Origin of the sequence: Microbacterium trichothecenolyticum (genome assembly GCF_000956465.1) — a bacterium.
GTDB lineage: Bacteria > Actinomycetota > Actinomycetes > Actinomycetales > Microbacteriaceae > Microbacterium > Microbacterium trichothecenolyticum.
The window spans coordinates 86,135-100,449 of the sequence record NZ_JYJA01000024.1; the positions used below are offsets into that span (position 1 = coordinate 86,135).

Sequence of the window (14,315 nt, forward strand, 5' to 3'; positions counted from 1 at the left end):
CTTTCCTTTCGGGTTTCGGTGAGGGATGACGGATGCTGCGGCCTCAGCCCTTGACGGCTCCCTGGGTCACGCCTTCCATGACCCATCGCTGGGTGAACAGATAGACGATGACCGCGGGCGCCATCGCCATGAGGTACGAGGCGAACGACACGTTGTAGTTGTTGCTGAACTGGGTCTGGAAGATGTTCTGGACGACCGGCAGCGTCTGCGATGCCGGGTCCGAGATGATGAGCGACGGCATCATGAAGTCATTCCACGATGCCAGGAACGCGAAGATCCCGACAGTGGCGCTCATCGGTGCGAGCAGCGGGAAGATCAACCGCCAGAACGTCTGCCACGTCGTGGCGCCGTCGATGCGGGCGGCCTCTTCCAGCTCCTCGGGTATCGACCGCAGGAAAGCCGTGAACAGCAGGATGCTGAAGCTCAACTGGAACATGATGTGCAGGATCGTCACGCCCGCTGGGTTGTCGAGGCCTGCGAGACCCGTCAGCTGGATCTGAGGCAGGGCCACCACGGGGAACGGCAGGAACATCGCCGCGAGCAGGTAGTAGAACGAGTAGCGGAAGAGCCTGCGATCCCAGTTGCGGGAGATGGCGAACGACGCGAGCGCCGCCAGGATGATCGTGCCGGCCACGGTGAACGCGGTGACCAGCAGCGAGATCGTGAAAGCGCGGGGGAAGTTCGTGAGTTCCCACGCGGTGGTGAACCCGTCGAGACTCCACGGCGCCGGCAGCGAGAACGCGTTGCCGTCGACCGCCTGGCCTTGGGTCTTGAACGCCATGGAGATCGTGACGTACAGCGGGATCAGGACCGTGAAGGCGCAGAGGATCAGCACGATCGTGCCGGACCAGTTCACGCGCTCCATCGCGAAGCGCGAGCGGGCGGGCTTGCGGACGGCGTCGCCGTCGAGCACGCGTTCGGCGTTGATGTCCTCGACGGCGAGGGCTGCTTGCGTGGTCATCAGAACACGTTCCTTCCGCGAGTGAGACGGAGTTGGAGGAGGGAGAGGATCAGCGCGATGACGAAGAAGATCGTCGCGTTGGCCATCTGGTAGGCGTAGTCGCCACCCGAGAAGCCGGTGAAGATCGTCATTGCGATGCTGCGGGTGGCGGTGCCGGGGCCGCCGTTGGTGAGGCCGACGATGATGTCGTACGCGTTCAGGAAGTTCTTGAAGCCGAGGATGACGTTGATCACGACGTACCCCGCGACCAGTGGCAGCGTGATCCGCAGGAGCTGTTGCATCTTGCCGGCGCCGTCGATGTCGGCCGCTTCGTACACGTCGCCCGGGATGGACAGGAGGCCGGCGATGTAGATGAGGAGCGTACCGGGGATCGCCTGCCACGCCGTGACGATCACGATCGCGATCCACGCGAGATCCGGATTCGCGAGGATGCTCTCGCTGAGCCATGGGACGCCCCACGCCTGCCCGAGCGCGGGCACGGAGTTCGAGAACAGGAAGTTGAAGACGTAGGCGATGATGATGCCCGAGATCACCATCGGGATCACGAAGATCGCCCGCAGTCCTGCCTTCAGCCGCACGCGCGAGACGAGCCCGACCGCGAGCAGGAATGCCAGCACGTTCACGACGATGACGGTGACGGCAGCGAAGCCGAAGGTGAACAGATAGCTCTGCAGGATCGCCGGGTCGGTGAAGACGGCCACGTAGTTGATGAGTCCGACGAACTCCCAGTCGCCGAACCCGATCGAGTCGGTGAAGCTGAAGAAGATGCCGATGACCGCCGGGATCGTGATCGCGAGGGTGAACAGGATGAGGGCGGGGAGCAGGAAGAGGTAGTAAACCCCTTCGACGCGTCGGCGCGTGCGCGGCATCGTCGCCGCGCCGGAGCGCCTGCCCGCCTTGGGCACCGTGAGGGTAGCCGTGGTGGTTGCCATGAGTGCGTTCCCTTCGTGTCTGCTATTGGCGCAGTGCCAGCCGAGCCCAGTCGGCGTCGAGGGTGCGCAGTGTGCTCTCGATGTCGGACCCGGTCACGATGCCCTGCATGTAGTTGTCGGTGGGGATGGTCAGCGGGATCGCCTTCGAGGCGCCCTGGTAGAACTTCGCGGAGTCGTAGTACTTCTTCATGCCGAGGATGCGCTCGTCGGTGACCGGTGCAGAGTCGGTGGTGGTGCCGTAGCCGAGGAACGCGGCGTTGTACTCGTCCATCACGTCCTTGCGGAACAGGTAGCTCAGGAAGTCGCGCGCACCCTGCTTCTGATCGGATGCCTCGGGGATCCACGCGGCGAGGTCGATGTTGACCCGCACCTTGTTGTCATCGCGGTCGTCGGTCATCGGCAGCGGGAACGTGCCGAGGTCGAGGTCGGGGTTCGTCTTGTCGATCTCGCCGAACGCCCACGGCCCCTGGAGGTACATCGCCGCCTCACCCTTCGCGAAGGCGAGGTTGCCGTCGCCGTAGCCCCGGCTCGCGGCATCCGCGTTCGTGTACTCGCTCGTGAGCTGCGTCATCCGCTCGACGGGGTCGGCGAGGGTCCTCTCGAACGACACCGGCGAGTCCGGGCCGACCTCGGTGCCGAGCTCGTTCATCTCGTCGTAGAACGAGGCGACGTCGACCTCACCGCCGACGGCGTAGTCGAACCATCCCTGCCCGACGGTCCACGGGTCCTTGAAGGTGGCGTAGAACGGCGTGATGCCCGCCGCCTTCAGCGCGTCGCAGACCTCGACGAGCTCGTCCCACGTGGTGGGGACCTCGAGACCCTGTTCTTCGAAGATCTGCTTGTTGTAGATGACGGACGCCGCCATCACCGAGTACGGCAGCACGCTCGTGCGCCCGGGGTAGGTGGCGTACTGGTCGACCAGATCCTGCACCTCAGGGAGGATGCGGTCGGCCTCGGGCATGTCGCTCAGGTCGCTGAGGGCGCCGCGCTCCATGAAGCGCGCCATCTCCATGTTGTAGTTGAGCAGTCCGAGGTCCGGCGGGTTGCCGCGCAGGAAGCCGGCCTGCAGGTTCGATGACGTGTCGAAGACGACCTCGACCTCGTCCTGGCTCGCGTTGTACTCCTTGATGAGATCGCGGAAGTAGGGGATCGCCTCGGGCTTGCTGAGATGGAACCTCACCTCGGCCGGCCCGGTCGATGCGCCGGAGCACGCGACCAGGGAGGTGCCGAGGATCGCGATGACGGCGCCCGCCGCGCTCGCGCGGCGGAGGAAGACGGATGCTGCAGGCACGTCGTTGTCCTTTTTCCGTGGGTTGTGGGACTTCATTGGTTCGAAGAGTAGATTTACTCGCCGAATCAAGTTGTTGTGGACCATAATGCTGAGGAACGCGTGAAAGGTCAAGACCTCGATGTCACAATCGCTGCTCACCCCGACGGCACTGCGTCGCGCGAGCCTGGACGCCGTCCTCGGCTTCGCCTGGGACGCCGAGGCGCTCACAGCCTCGGACGTGATCGAACACGTCGGGCTCACGCGGTCGACCGCCATCGACGTCATCGATGAACTCGTCGAGCGCGGCCTTCTCGCGGAGCTGCCGAATGCCCGTGCGGTGGGGGAGTACCAGAAGGGGAGACCCGCTCGGCGGTTCGCCTTTCGCGCGGACACCGGGTGCGTGGTCGGGCTGGACGCCGGTCGCGCCCGCCTCACGGCGACCGTCGCGGATCTGCGGGGCGCCACGCGGGTGGTGCGCCATCTGTCAGCCGATGCGCCCCAGGATTCGCCCGAAGACCGTCGTCGCGACGCTGCGCGTGTCGTCGATGATGCGCTGGCGGCCGCTGGGATCACGCGAACCGACGTTGTCGCGCTGTGCGTCGGTGTTCCGGCGCCCGTGGACCGGAACGGGTCGTCGCCCTCTCATCGCGATGACTTCTGGCGCCGGATGAACCCATCGTTCGGCGAGCTCTTCGGCGAATGGGTTCCGATCGTGCGGGTCGAGAACGACGCATCCCTGGCTGCGGTCGCGGAGCGGGCGGTCGGTGCGGCCGTCGGCTACGACGACTTCGTGACGCTGCTCGCGGGCGAGCGGCTCGGCGCGGGGGTCTGGGTCGACGGGACGCTGCTGCGGGGTGCGCATGGCGGCGCCGCCGAGATGGTCGCCTTCGACCACGTCGCGGGCGTCGAAGGGGCGTGGGGGCTTGGACACCGGGTGGCCGAGTTGGCACGTCGTGCGGTGGCGAAGGGCTCGCTGCCGTCGTCGAGTGCGCTGCGTGCACTGGACTCCGCCCAGATCGACGCCAAGACCGTGCTCGCGCTCGCCGCGGAAGGGGACGCGGGCGCGGTGGTCGTCGCGCGGCAGGTGGGAGAGACGCTCGCCGTCATCGCCGGCGTCTTGGGGAGCCTCTTCGACTCCCGGCGGATCATCGTGTCGGGCGCCGTCGCCGCCGGCGCAGCACCGCTGATCGACGCGGCACTCGACGCGCTGCCGCAGGAGCTGGACCTGCCCGCCCCCGAGATCGTCGCGTCCGACCTGGGCGCCGACATCGTTTCGGTCGGAGCCGTGCGCGCCGCCGTCGAAGCGGCGCGCACGGGTGCGCTCGATCTGCCCCGGTTCGCGGCGGCTAGCTGACGCGCCAGAACTCGCTCAGCCGATCGGCGACGGTACGGGCCTGCTCGTACCCGGCCCGGGCCGCGGAGGGGCGGGTCAGCGGGTTCATCATGTTGTCGCCGAACGCGGTCAGCGATGCGGCGTCGGGAAAGACCGTCTCGACGCTGCTTCCCTGTGCGCGCAAGAGGTCGACCTGGGTGGCCAGGTGGGTGCCCCATTCCACGGGGGTGAAGGATCGGCCGCCGAGGGGCGACAGCACCAGCACACGATCGTGTCCGGCCGCGAGATCCGCGTTGTCCGCGTTGGATCGGTAGCCGCCGTCGATGTACCGGGCGTCGCCGATGCCATAGGCGAAACCGCCGGCGCAGCTCGCCGCGACCGCGTCCACGAGGTCGATCCCGCTGTCGCGATCGAACGCGACGGGCTGGCCGCTGTGCGCGTCCACGGCGGTGACGACGATCCGCTGCCGTGGCCAGAGTGCTGTCGGGAACCGCGCCGCGACGGTCGCGCGCCATTGCGCGGAAGTGGCGGCCGCGGCATCCGTCTCGAGTTCCCGGCCCATCTTGCGGCGCCAGTCGTCCGCGTCCGATGCGGCCGCGATGATCGCCTTCATCCGGTCCAGGTGACGCGACTGCAGGCTGGGCCCGGCAGGACGAGGGCGTGGGCCGGCAGGGCCCTGGATCACCGGGGCGATCGTCGCAGCGAACAGTTCGGCCGGGGCGGTGCTGGTGACCTGTGCCGCGGCGGTGGATCCGGCCGAGGTTCCGACGATGAGGTCGGCATCAGTGACGTCCAGCCCGGCTTCGGAGAGGCCGGCGATGACGCCGATCAGCCAGGCGTTGCCCGCCGATCCGCCGCCGCCGAGGACGAGTGCCCGACGCGGGTCGGGGTGAGCTGAGGTTGCTGAGTTCATGGGAGTCGCCTTTCGCGATTGCGTCTCAGGGGCTCCCGTCCGGCTATCTCTGCCGTCCGATCGTGCGCTGCGGGGGAGCACCCCATGGGGATACTGCGTTCATGGGTCTCACCTCCCGTCGTCGATCACGATCGCGGGCAAGCCTCGCACGAGGACAGGTCGGCCGCAAGGCGCCCGATCGGCGGCTGCGATCGCGCGCAGGCGCCGGTCGATGATCTCGGGCGTCTCGCCCGTCACCGTATGCGCGGGGATTCAGTGGTTCACCGACTGGAGGTGGTGCGCTGCCCCGTACTGCGAACCCGCGGCGGCCTCCCTCTACGCGGGGCAGTCCGGCCCGCGCGGATAGCCGCCTCTCTGGTCCGGGCACACGCCGACGGCGAGCAGGTACGACTCGAGGAGGTCCCGGCTGCCGCCGGCCGCGGCGACCATCGGGTTCTCCGAAAGCCACACGGCGTAGACCACCGGCGAGGTGAACCGTCCGCCCGACAGGAACGCGGCGGTTCCCTCTCTGAAGGGCACCAGCAGGGCCGGGTGACAGTCCCATCGCTCGATGCAGAGGGGCTCGGCACGATCGGCGATGTCCGCGCAGGGCGACAGCCCGGCCGCTTCGCAGTACTGCGTCGCCCACGCCACCAGGCGATGCGAGCCGATGCCGGGCCGAAGGCCGAATCCGATCGGGTCGATCGTGACAAGGGCCGAGCCGGCGGGATCCGATCGAGGCGGTGTCGCCTGTTCGGCGGTCGGAGGCGCTGGCACCTCCCGTGGGGAGATCGGCCCGGACGCACTCGCGGGAGAGGGCGCACTGCAGCCGGCCAGAAGCAGCACCGCCCCCAGCAACACGACCCATCGACCCCAGGCGAGCACCGGCATCTCCCCTTGGGCGTGACGGTAGACCCGGACGTCAGTGCGCACAAGATGATCGCTACCGACGGACATCGCTTCGCGGACGGTATCTGTCCTGATACCGCGAGAGGATCGTGCTGTCAACCCGCCTGGCCTGACGTCCGAAGGAGGACCGAGCAATGTCCAGAGTCGTGTGGTTCGACATCCCCGTCACCGACATGACGCGAGCGATCGCGTTCTATCAAGCGCTCACCGGAGAGAAGCTCATCCGGCTCCCTGTCGGCCCCGACAAGGAGACCGCCGTCTTCGCCGCGGCGGAGGGGGGCGCGGCGGGATGCCTGTTCGCAGCCCCGGAAGACAAGCCGTCGCATTTCGGGTCGCGCGTCTACTTCGACGCAGGTCCTTCGATCGACGAGTGGCTGGCGCGGGTCGAGCCGGCGGGCGGGGGCATCCTCGTGCCAAAGACGGAGATCACGGGCGGTCGCGGCGTCTACGCCTACATCGAGGACAGCGAGGGCAACCGGATCGGCCTCAACGCCCCAGCGTGAGCCTGAGGCCGGCGTCGCGGCATCCGACGGGTCCGCGCGGCCCATCGGCGCTGAGAGGATTGGCAGATGACCGCAACACTCGTGGCACGCGGCGTGGCCGGCGGATACGGCCACCGCACCCTGTTCGACTCGCTCGACCTGACCGTCGCGCCCGGTGACGTGGTCGGCGTGGTGGGCGCGAACGGAGCCGGCAAGTCGACGCTGCTGCGCCTGCTCGGCGGCATCGACGAACCGCAGGCCGGCACCATCTCGCTCTCGCCAGCCGACGCCTTCGTCGGCTGGCTTCCGCAGGAGCACGAACGCGTCGAGGGCGAGACCGTCGCCGAATACATCGCTCGTCGAACGGGGTGCACGCAGGCGACGAGGGACATGGATGCCGCGGCCGCAGCACTCGCCGACCCCGGGCTCGCGTCGAACGGCGCCGACCCCGCCGACATGTACTCGATCGCGCTCGACCGCTGGCTGGCCAGCGGCGCCGCCGACCTCGACGAGCGGCTGCCCGCTGTGCTCGCCGATCTGGGACTCCATCTCGGCGGCACGCCTGCGGACCGGGCGACGATGACCGGGCTGTCGGGCGGGCAGGCCGCCCGGGTCGGGCTCGCCGCTCTGCTGCTCTCGCGGTTCGACATCGTTCTGCTCGACGAACCTACGAACGACCTCGACCTGGACGGGCTCGAGCGGCTCGAGTCGTTCGTGCGCGGCATCCGCGGTGGTGTCGTGCTGGTCAGTCACGACCGAGAGTTCCTCGCGCGCTGCGTCACGCGCGTGCTCGAGCTCGACCTCGCACAGCATTCCAACCGCGTCTACGGCGGGGGGTATGACGCGTACCTCGAGGAGCGTGCGACGCTTCGTCGGCATGCGCGGGAGAAGTACGACGAGTTCGCCGAGAAGAAGGCCGATCTCGTGGCCCGGGCGCGCACGCAGCGGGAATGGTCGAGCCAAGGCGTGCGCAACGCGATGAAGAAGTCTCCCGACAACGACAAGATCCGGCGCAAGGCGAATACCGAGTCCAGCGAGAAGCAGGCGCAGAAGGTACGGCAGATGGAGAGCCGCATCGCGCGCCTGGAAGAGGTCGAGGAGCCGCGAAAGGAGTGGCAGCTCGAATTCACGATCGGCACGGCGCCGCGCTCGAGCACGGTCGTGTCGACATTGAGCTCGGCGGTCTTCGAGCAGGGCTCGTTCACACTCGGACCGGTGTCGCTGCAGGTCAACGCGGGAGAGCGGATCGGCATCACGGGGCACAACGGCGCGGGCAAGTCGACGCTCCTGCGGGCTCTGCTCGGCCGGCAGGCGCCGGACGCGGGCGCGGCGAGCCTCGGGGTGAACGTCGAGATCGGGGAGATCGACCAGGCCCGGTCGCTGTTGGTGGGGTCACAGCCGCTCGTGGCGGCATTCGGAGAACTCGTGCCGGACATGGAGTCCGGCGAGGTGCGGACCCTGCTCGCCAAGTTCGGCCTGAAAGCGGATCACGTCGGCCGACCGGTCGATGAGCTCTCGCCGGGTGAACGCACGAGAGCCGCGCTGGCGCTCCTGCAGGCTCGTGGCGTCAACGTGCTGGTGCTCGACGAGCCGACCAACCACCTCGATCTGCCCGCGATAGAGCAGCTCGAGCAGGCGCTCGACTCGTATCGCGGGACGCTGCTGCTGGTGACGCACGATCGGCGGATGCTCGACGCCGTCGACCTCGACCGCCACTGGCGCGTCGACGCCGGGCGCGTCACCGAGCTGTAGTCGCGGCCCGCTAGCGACCCTGGCGCTTCTTGTACGGCTTCGGCTGGCCTTTCACGATGGGCGCTCGGCCCTTGCCCTTGGAGGCCTTCGCCTTGCCGCCCCCGGGAGCCTTCGGTGCGGTGACAGGAGCGGGGGCTTGCGCGATCCGAGTCCTGGCCTCGTCGAGCAGGAGCGCGCCTGCGGGGGTCAGCGACCAGCTCGGCTTGCTGCGGGTGAAGAGCGGGTGCCCGACCTCTGCTTCGAGCTTGTCGATCGTCGAGTACAGCGACGCCAACGGAACCCCGAGCGCATCGGCGGCACGCGGAACATGCAGGTCCTGGTCGACGATGGCGACGAAGCGCTGCAGCTCACTGATCTTCACTGGCGACCTTCCGTGCACCGAGGGACAGATCAAGTCTGCCGCAGCGACCGGTGTGACTGCGATTCGCACGTCGGTTCCGTGGTGCGCCGTGGAGGCGACGCCCCGGAGATCGGACCATCGTCCGGGGCGCCGCCGGTCCGTCACGCGGCGATCTCCTGAGAAGCCACGTAGCCCTTGCCGGCTTCCGCGATGGTCGCGGCCACGGCGGCCGGCTGCGACACCGCGATCGCGTGCGACGCGCCGGCGACCTCGAGGATGCCCCGCGAGCCCGCACGCTCAGCGCCGGCTCGGTGCACGGCGACAGGGATGTTGAGGTCCTGATCGCCGAAGACGTGCCACGACGGGATGTCGCGCCAGGCCGGCCGATCGGTCGGGAGGCCCTCCGACAGCGCAGCCTGCGTGACCGGGCGCTGGGTCGCGGCCATCAGCGCGGCGACCTCGGGCGAGACATCGGCGGCGAACTGGTGGTGGAACAGCTCGGGGCGGATGGCGAATTCGTCGCCGCCGCTCGACACCGGGTACGCCGTGAGCGCGTCGCCGAGCGTGCCTCCGGGCGCGCTGTTCGACAGCTCGAACGCGCTCTGCCCGGTCTCGGGGACGAACGCCGCGACGTAGACGAGTCCGACGACGGCCTCGCTGCCCGCGGCCGCCTCGGTGATGACGAGCCCGCCGTACGAGTGGCCGACGAGGACGACGGGCCCCTCGATCGACGCAAGGACGTCGCGGACGTACGCCGCGTCGCCGGCGAGGCTCCGCAGCGGGTTGGCGACCGCGATCGCGCGGACGTCGTGCTGCTGCAGCTGGGCGATGACTCCGTTCCACGATGACGACTCGGCGAAGGCGCCATGGACGAGGACGATGGTGGGCTTCTGAGCGGTCATGTCGAGTTCCTTTCGAGGGGGTTTTACGGTCTTGTGAGCTTGGACCGGGCAGGTCCTGGACTTGTGACATGGGCCGCGTCGATCGAAGCGGAAGCCTCTGGCATCGAGGAGACTGGGCCGATGCCCCTCCTCGATCACCTCGGCATCACCGTGGAAGACCTTGCCCGCGCGGTCGCTCAGTTCGATCCCGTGCTCACGGCGCTGGGCATGGAACGCACCGACGGTGACAACGGGGTCTCGTGGTACGTCGAGGATGAGACGGAACTGATCCTCTTCCCCGCGCGGGAGCCCGGGACCGGCCCCCATGTCCACGGCTCGGTCGGCTGGCAGCATCTGGCGTTCGCCGTGGACTCCCGTGACGACGTCGATCGGCTCCACGCCATCGCGCTCGCCGCGGGATGGAGCGCGGTGCGCGATCCCAAGCCGTACCCGCGGTTCAACGAGCGCTACTACGCGTCCTTCCTCGAGGACGACAACGGCATCCGCATCGAGTTCATGCACAACCCTCCGAAAACCGCGCCCGGCTGATCCCGCAGATGGTTCGCGGACCTGTCACAGAACGCCGCGTCATCCGGTCTCAGCTGTGACGCGCGCGTTCCGCGCGCGACGAAGCAGAGAGGGTTCGACATGAGGATCGCTGTCATCGGGGGAACCGGACTGATCGGCTCGAGGGTCGTCACCGCGCTCGAAGCCACGGGCCACGACGTCGTCGTCGTGGCCCGAGCGGTGGGCGTGAACTCCTTCACCGGCGAAGGGCTGGAGCACGCCCTCGGCGGAGTCGAGACCCTTGTCGACGTGTCGAATTCGTCATACACGGACGAGGCCGGCGCCCGCGAGTTCTTCTACGGGTCGACCCTGAACCTCCTCACGTACGGCGCCGCCGCCGGGGTGGCGCACCACGTCGTGCTGTCGGTCGTCGGCACCGACCGGCTCGCCCGCTCCGAAGGCGGCTACTTCCAGGCGAAAGCCGAGCAGGAGCGCCTGCTGACGGCGTCCGGTCGCCCGTATTCGATCGTCCACGCGACGCAGTTCTTCGAATTCATCCGCAGCATCACGGATGCCGCGACGCGCGGCGGGATCGCACACGTCGCCGACGCCCTCATCCAGCCCATGGCCGCCGGCGACGTGGCCGCGGCGGTGGCCCGCGCCGCACTCGCGCGACCCACCGGCGGGATCACAGAGCACGCGGGACCCGAGGTCTTCGAGCTCGGCTACCTCGCGCAGCGCGAGCTCCGGTTCCGTCGCGACGAGCGCGAGGTCGTCGCCGACCCGCTCGCGACCTACTTCGGCGCGCAGCTCGACCGGTTCGAGCTGCTGCCCGGAGCGGGCGCCGTCATCGCGCCGACGCGATTCCACGACTGGCGGATCTCTGCCGGCGAGGCCGGCGACGCGCTGCTGCCGTCCGCGGCGGGCGTACGCTGAGCGCGGCGACGGGAGCGGCGGAGGCAATGGGCGAACGCACGGAACCTGTGATCGATCCGGACGACATCGCGCTCGCGGTCACCGTCTTCGACGAACACCGCCGGCGCATCTTCGGCATCGCGTATCGGATGCTCGGCACCGTGGCCGACGCCGAAGACATCGTCCAGGAGACCTGGATCCGCTGGCAGAACGCCGACCGTGCCGAGGTCCGCGAGCCGGGCGCGTTCCTCGCGACGGTCGCGACCCGTCTCTCCATCAACGCCACGCAGTCGGCGCATGCACGCCGTGAGACGTACATCGGGCCGTGGCTGCCCGAGCCGGTCAACACCGACGCCGACCCCGCGCTCGGCGCGGAGCGCGGCGAGGCCCTGCAGTACGCGATCCTGCTCGTGCTCGAGAAGCTGACGCCCACCGAGCGGGCCGCGTACATCCTCCGCGAAGCGCTCGACTACCCCTACGAGCGGATCGCCGACGTCATCGGAGCCACCGTCGCGAGCGCCCGTCAGCTGGTCAGTCGCGCCCGCAGGCACCTCGAGTCGGCGCGGAAGGCGGAGGTGGCCGCAGCGGAGCAGCGGCGCCTGCTGGAGGCGTTCCTGGTTGCCGCGCAGAAAGGCGACGTGGGCGATCTCGAGCGACTGTTCGCCGAGGACGTCGTCAGCTACACCGATGGCAACGGCTTCAAGCTCGCCGCGCGCGTCCCGGTGGCCGGGCGAGGTCGCGTCGCCAAGTTCGTGGCCGCGTTCTCGAGCCATTTCTGGACCGGCAAGCAGATCGGCTGGGTGGAGGTCAACGGCCGACCCGCAGCCACCCTGTCGGAGGATGGGGAGGTCACCACCCTCGTCACTGTCACAGCGGCGGAAGACGGCATCCGGCGCCTCCTCTGGGTGATGAGCCCTGAAAAGCTCGGGCACGTCGCCCAGGTCGGGGCGTGACCGGGCGGCTCGGCTCGTGGCTGCACCGCTCTGCGCGACGCTCGAGCACGAACGCCGCCCAGCACGAGCGCGTCGTGAGGGCGCTGGTCGCCGTCGCCGAGCAGGCTGACTCCCGTGGATTGACGAGGATGCTGCACCCGGGCGTGGTTCTCACGGTCGACGGCGGCGGGGTCGTGGCAGCGCCGGCCGCCGCACTCGAGGGCGCGCCGGACGTCGGCGGGTACCTCCGTGGCCTGCTGCTGGACGGGGTGGTGTCGCTGCGCGTGGAGTCGGTGAACGGAGTGCCGGGGATCGTCGTCTCTGAGGAGGGCCGGGTGACCGGGGTGCTCAGTGTCTGCGTGCGGGGGCGCCTGATCCTCGAGGCGTGGCTCGTCTCGAACCCCGAGAAGCTCACGCGCTGGAGTTGCTGAGTCAGGGCTGTCACAGATCGGCGGTGAGGACGGTCCTAGCTGGTGAGCGCCGCTCCACGCGCTCCCTGAACGAAAGGCACATCATGGCAAAGATCGTCGTCATCGGAGGATCCGGGCTCATCGGCGCGAAGGTCGTCGCGAAGCTCACCGAGCACGGCCACGAGGCCGTTGCGGCATCGCCGAACTCCGGTGTCAACACCATCACGGGCGAGGGCCTCGCCGAGGTGCTGCAGGGAGCGGATGTCGTCGTCGACGTGTCGAACTCGCCGTCGTTCGCCCCGGCGGACGTGATGGAGTTCTTCACGACGTCGACGCGGAACCTCATCGCGGGAGCGCGCGAGGCGGGCGTCGGGCACTTCGTCGCACTCACCGTGGTGGGCACGAACCGTCCGAACACGATCTCGTACTTCGCGGCGAAGACCGCGCAGGAGGAGCTGATCCGCGACTCGGGCATCCCGTACTCGATCCTGCACGCGACGCAGTTCTTCGAGTTCATCACCGGCATCGCGGGGGTGTCCGGCAACGGTGACGCGATCCACCTGCCGGGCAACCTCGTGCAGCCGATCGCCGCGGAGGATGTCGCGACCGCCGTGGCGCGTACCGCCGCCGGAGCGCCGCTGAACGCCGACGTCGAGATCGCCGGCCCCGAGGTCATGGGACTCGACGAGATGGTGCGTCGCGGCCTCACCTTCCGCGGGGATCCGCGTGAGGTCGTGACGGACGCCGAGGCGCCCTACTTCGGTGCGCGGATGCAGGAGCGCACGCTCATGCCCGTGGCCGGGGTTCAGCTGTTCGAGACGACTCTCGAGGAGTGGCTGCCGGCGAACCCGCCGCGCACCTGATCGCAGGAGGCGGAGGGGTCCGCGTGCCACGGGCACGCGGACCCCTCCGGCGTTGCGAAGGCCGGTCAGGCGGTCATCGCGGTCTGGATCCGCCGGTCGAGCTCCTCCAGCTCGCCGAGAGCGTCCGTCGCGGCCCACACCCGATCACGCTTGCGTCCGGTGATCTCGGTCAGGACGCCGGGGATGTTGTCCGGTGTGACGCTGCGGGTGCCGCTGCGCCGGTTGGATGCCGAGACCCGCTCGAATGTGCCGGCGATGGGCCGCCCCCCCGACGGCTGTAGACGATCGACTTCGGGCGCGCTGGCGATCGCTGAATGGGGGCGGAGTGCCAGCGGGCTGTCCTCCCCAAGTGGTCACTTCGTTGCGGGATTCGGAGTTGTCCACAGAATCGGCGCTGACCAGTAGTTTAGTGCGGCGTGAATGTCGGTGGCCGTCGGCAGGATGGGGGTATGAACTTCCCGCTGACCGAGCTCCGGGGCATCGCCGATCTGCTCGGCGACACGCTCGGTGCGCCGCTCGGTGGTGAGGCGCAGCGGGGTTTGTCGCACGGTGAGTTGGTCGCCGCGTTGGGTGTCGTCGAACGGCTGGGGCGGTTCACGGATGCGGCCCGCCTGGCGCTCGCCGGGGAGGTGGGGCGGCGTGCCGACTCCGAGTTCGGTGACGACCGGATCACCGCGCGGTTCGGGTGCGGGTCGGCGCAGGAGCTCGTGGAACGCGCCACGCGGGTCTCGGCAGCGACCGCGCGGGCACGGCTGCGGGACGCGAAGGCGATCACGAGTCGGGTGACGCTGACCGGGCAGACCCGCCCGGCACCCCTCGACCGCGCCCGGGCCGCGCTGGCATCCGGGCGGCTCTCCGCGGACGCCCTGACCACGATCGTCGACGCGCTCAGACCGCTGCTGGGCCGGTGCACGGTCGACGAGATCGGGGCGGCCG

Annotated in this window: 15 protein-coding genes and 1 pseudogene; 9 read left to right on the forward strand and 7 right to left on the reverse strand. The window is 69.1% G+C overall.

Translation table 11 applies throughout. The features are described 5' to 3' along the window. Window positions 1-43 precede the first annotated feature (43 nt). The 3 genes from RS82_RS03400 to RS82_RS03410 form a co-directional block, all read right to left on the reverse strand. Window positions 44-865, reverse strand: coding sequence for a carbohydrate ABC transporter permease (locus tag RS82_RS03400; RefSeq protein WP_045296937.1), 822 nt, complete (start codon window positions 863-865; stop codon window positions 44-46). Window positions 866-960: 95 nt separating this feature from the next. Continuing rightward, the gene (locus tag RS82_RS03405; protein ID WP_045296909.1) at window positions 961-1,893 is read right to left on the reverse strand and encodes a carbohydrate ABC transporter permease; all 933 of its coding nucleotides are present in this window, start codon (window positions 1,891-1,893) and stop codon (window positions 961-963) included. A 22-nt stretch (window positions 1,894-1,915) separates the two neighbouring features. After that, on the reverse strand, window positions 1,916-3,220 hold the full coding sequence (locus tag RS82_RS03410) for an ABC transporter substrate-binding protein (RefSeq protein ID WP_084695436.1): 1,305 nt from the start codon (window positions 3,218-3,220) through the stop codon (window positions 1,916-1,918). A gap of 82 nt (window positions 3,221-3,302) precedes the next feature. Here RS82_RS03410 and RS82_RS03415 point away from each other — a divergent pair, with 82 nt between their 5' ends. Further along, window positions 3,303-4,517, forward strand: coding sequence for an ROK family protein (locus RS82_RS03415; RefSeq protein ID WP_045296911.1), 1,215 nt, complete (start codon window positions 3,303-3,305; stop codon window positions 4,515-4,517). Here RS82_RS03415 and RS82_RS03420 read toward each other — a convergent pair. Next, window positions 4,510-5,409: a patatin-like phospholipase family protein gene (locus RS82_RS03420; protein ID WP_045296912.1), complete on the reverse strand. Its 900-nt coding sequence runs from the start codon at window positions 5,407-5,409 to the stop codon at window positions 4,510-4,512. The two genes, RS82_RS03415 and RS82_RS03420, sit on opposite strands and share 8 nt — an antisense overlap. Before the next feature lie 315 nt (window positions 5,410-5,724). Next, window positions 5,725-6,165 (reverse strand): hypothetical protein, encoded by a 441-nt coding sequence (locus tag RS82_RS03425; protein WP_045296913.1) that lies wholly within the window; start codon window positions 6,163-6,165, stop codon window positions 5,725-5,727. Between the two features lie 266 nt (window positions 6,166-6,431). On the opposite strand from RS82_RS03425, the gene RS82_RS03430 reads away from it, so the two are divergent. Continuing rightward, complete coding sequence (locus RS82_RS03430; RefSeq protein WP_045296914.1) at window positions 6,432-6,800, forward strand: VOC family protein; 369 nt, start codon at window positions 6,432-6,434, stop codon at window positions 6,798-6,800. A gap of 66 nt (window positions 6,801-6,866) precedes the next feature. Then, entirely contained in the window at window positions 6,867-8,531 is a 1,665-nt protein-coding gene (locus RS82_RS03435; protein WP_045296915.1) for an ABC-F family ATP-binding cassette domain-containing protein, read from the forward strand. A gap of 10 nt (window positions 8,532-8,541) precedes the next feature. Here the strand turns inward: RS82_RS03435 and RS82_RS03440 are convergent, their stop codons facing one another. Together RS82_RS03440 and RS82_RS03445 are read right to left on the reverse strand one after the other, a co-directional pair. Beyond that, a complete protein-coding gene (locus RS82_RS03440; RefSeq protein ID WP_045296916.1) occupies window positions 8,542-8,892 on the reverse strand; it encodes a LysR family transcriptional regulator in 351 nt (116 codons plus the stop codon). A 140-nt stretch (window positions 8,893-9,032) separates the two neighbouring features. Further along, window positions 9,033-9,773, reverse strand: coding sequence for an alpha/beta fold hydrolase (locus RS82_RS03445; RefSeq protein WP_045296917.1), 741 nt, complete (start codon window positions 9,771-9,773; stop codon window positions 9,033-9,035). A 120-nt stretch (window positions 9,774-9,893) separates the two neighbouring features. Between RS82_RS03445 and RS82_RS03450 the strand changes: the two genes are divergently transcribed. The 6 genes and pseudogenes from RS82_RS03450 to RS82_RS03475 all read left to right on the forward strand — a co-directional run. Beyond that, window positions 9,894-10,301 (forward strand): VOC family protein, encoded by a 408-nt coding sequence (locus tag RS82_RS03450; RefSeq protein ID WP_045296918.1) that lies wholly within the window; start codon window positions 9,894-9,896, stop codon window positions 10,299-10,301. A gap of 99 nt (window positions 10,302-10,400) precedes the next feature. Beyond that, window positions 10,401-11,195: an SDR family oxidoreductase gene (locus RS82_RS03455; RefSeq protein ID WP_045296920.1), complete on the forward strand. Its 795-nt coding sequence runs from the start codon at window positions 10,401-10,403 to the stop codon at window positions 11,193-11,195. A gap of 26 nt (window positions 11,196-11,221) precedes the next feature. Beyond that, entirely contained in the window at window positions 11,222-12,127 is a 906-nt protein-coding gene (locus RS82_RS03460; protein ID WP_157005345.1) for an RNA polymerase sigma-70 factor, read from the forward strand. Next, entirely contained in the window at window positions 12,124-12,537 is a 414-nt protein-coding gene (locus tag RS82_RS03465) for a sigma-70 family RNA polymerase sigma factor family protein (protein WP_052676675.1), read from the forward strand. The genes RS82_RS03460 and RS82_RS03465 overlap by 4 nt, the downstream gene beginning before the upstream one ends. An 83-nt stretch (window positions 12,538-12,620) precedes the next feature. Continuing rightward, the gene (locus tag RS82_RS03470) at window positions 12,621-13,379 is read left to right on the forward strand and encodes an SDR family oxidoreductase (protein WP_045296921.1); all 759 of its coding nucleotides are present in this window, start codon (window positions 12,621-12,623) and stop codon (window positions 13,377-13,379) included. Window positions 13,380-13,828: 449 nt separating this feature from the next. Beyond that, window positions 13,829-14,315 (forward strand): annotated as a pseudogene (locus tag RS82_RS03475) (hypothetical protein); the annotation flags it as partial.

What these genes read in the sequence shown, in the direction of transcription:
- RS82_RS03400 (WP_045296937.1), bottom strand. Translation starts at nt 865, where the DNA reads ATGGAGCGCGTGAACTGGTCCGGCACGATCGTGCTGATCCTCTGCGCC.
- RS82_RS03415 (WP_045296911.1), top strand. Translation starts at nt 3,303, where the DNA reads ATGTCACAATCGCTGCTCACCCCGACGGCACTGCGTCGCGCGAGCCTG.
- RS82_RS03450 (WP_045296918.1), top strand. Translation starts at nt 9,894, where the DNA reads ATGCCCCTCCTCGATCACCTCGGCATCACCGTGGAAGACCTTGCCCGC.
- RS82_RS03460 (WP_157005345.1), top strand. Translation starts at nt 11,222, where the DNA reads ATGGGCGAACGCACGGAACCTGTGATCGATCCGGACGACATCGCGCTC.
- RS82_RS03410 (WP_084695436.1), bottom strand. Translation starts at nt 3,220, where the DNA reads ATGAAGTCCCACAACCCACGGAAAAAGGACAACGACGTGCCTGCAGCA.
- RS82_RS03470 (WP_045296921.1), top strand. Translation starts at nt 12,621, where the DNA reads ATGGCAAAGATCGTCGTCATCGGAGGATCCGGGCTCATCGGCGCGAAG.
- RS82_RS03405 (WP_045296909.1), bottom strand. Translation starts at nt 1,893, where the DNA reads ATGGCAACCACCACGGCTACCCTCACGGTGCCCAAGGCGGGCAGGCGC.
- RS82_RS03445 (WP_045296917.1), bottom strand. Translation starts at nt 9,773, where the DNA reads ATGACCGCTCAGAAGCCCACCATCGTCCTCGTCCATGGCGCCTTCGCC.
- RS82_RS03435 (WP_045296915.1), top strand. Translation starts at nt 6,867, where the DNA reads ATGACCGCAACACTCGTGGCACGCGGCGTGGCCGGCGGATACGGCCAC.
- RS82_RS03420 (WP_045296912.1), bottom strand. Translation starts at nt 5,409, where the DNA reads ATGAACTCAGCAACCTCAGCTCACCCCGACCCGCGTCGGGCACTCGTC.
- RS82_RS03455 (WP_045296920.1), top strand. Translation starts at nt 10,401, where the DNA reads ATGAGGATCGCTGTCATCGGGGGAACCGGACTGATCGGCTCGAGGGTC.
- RS82_RS03430 (WP_045296914.1), top strand. Translation starts at nt 6,432, where the DNA reads ATGTCCAGAGTCGTGTGGTTCGACATCCCCGTCACCGACATGACGCGA.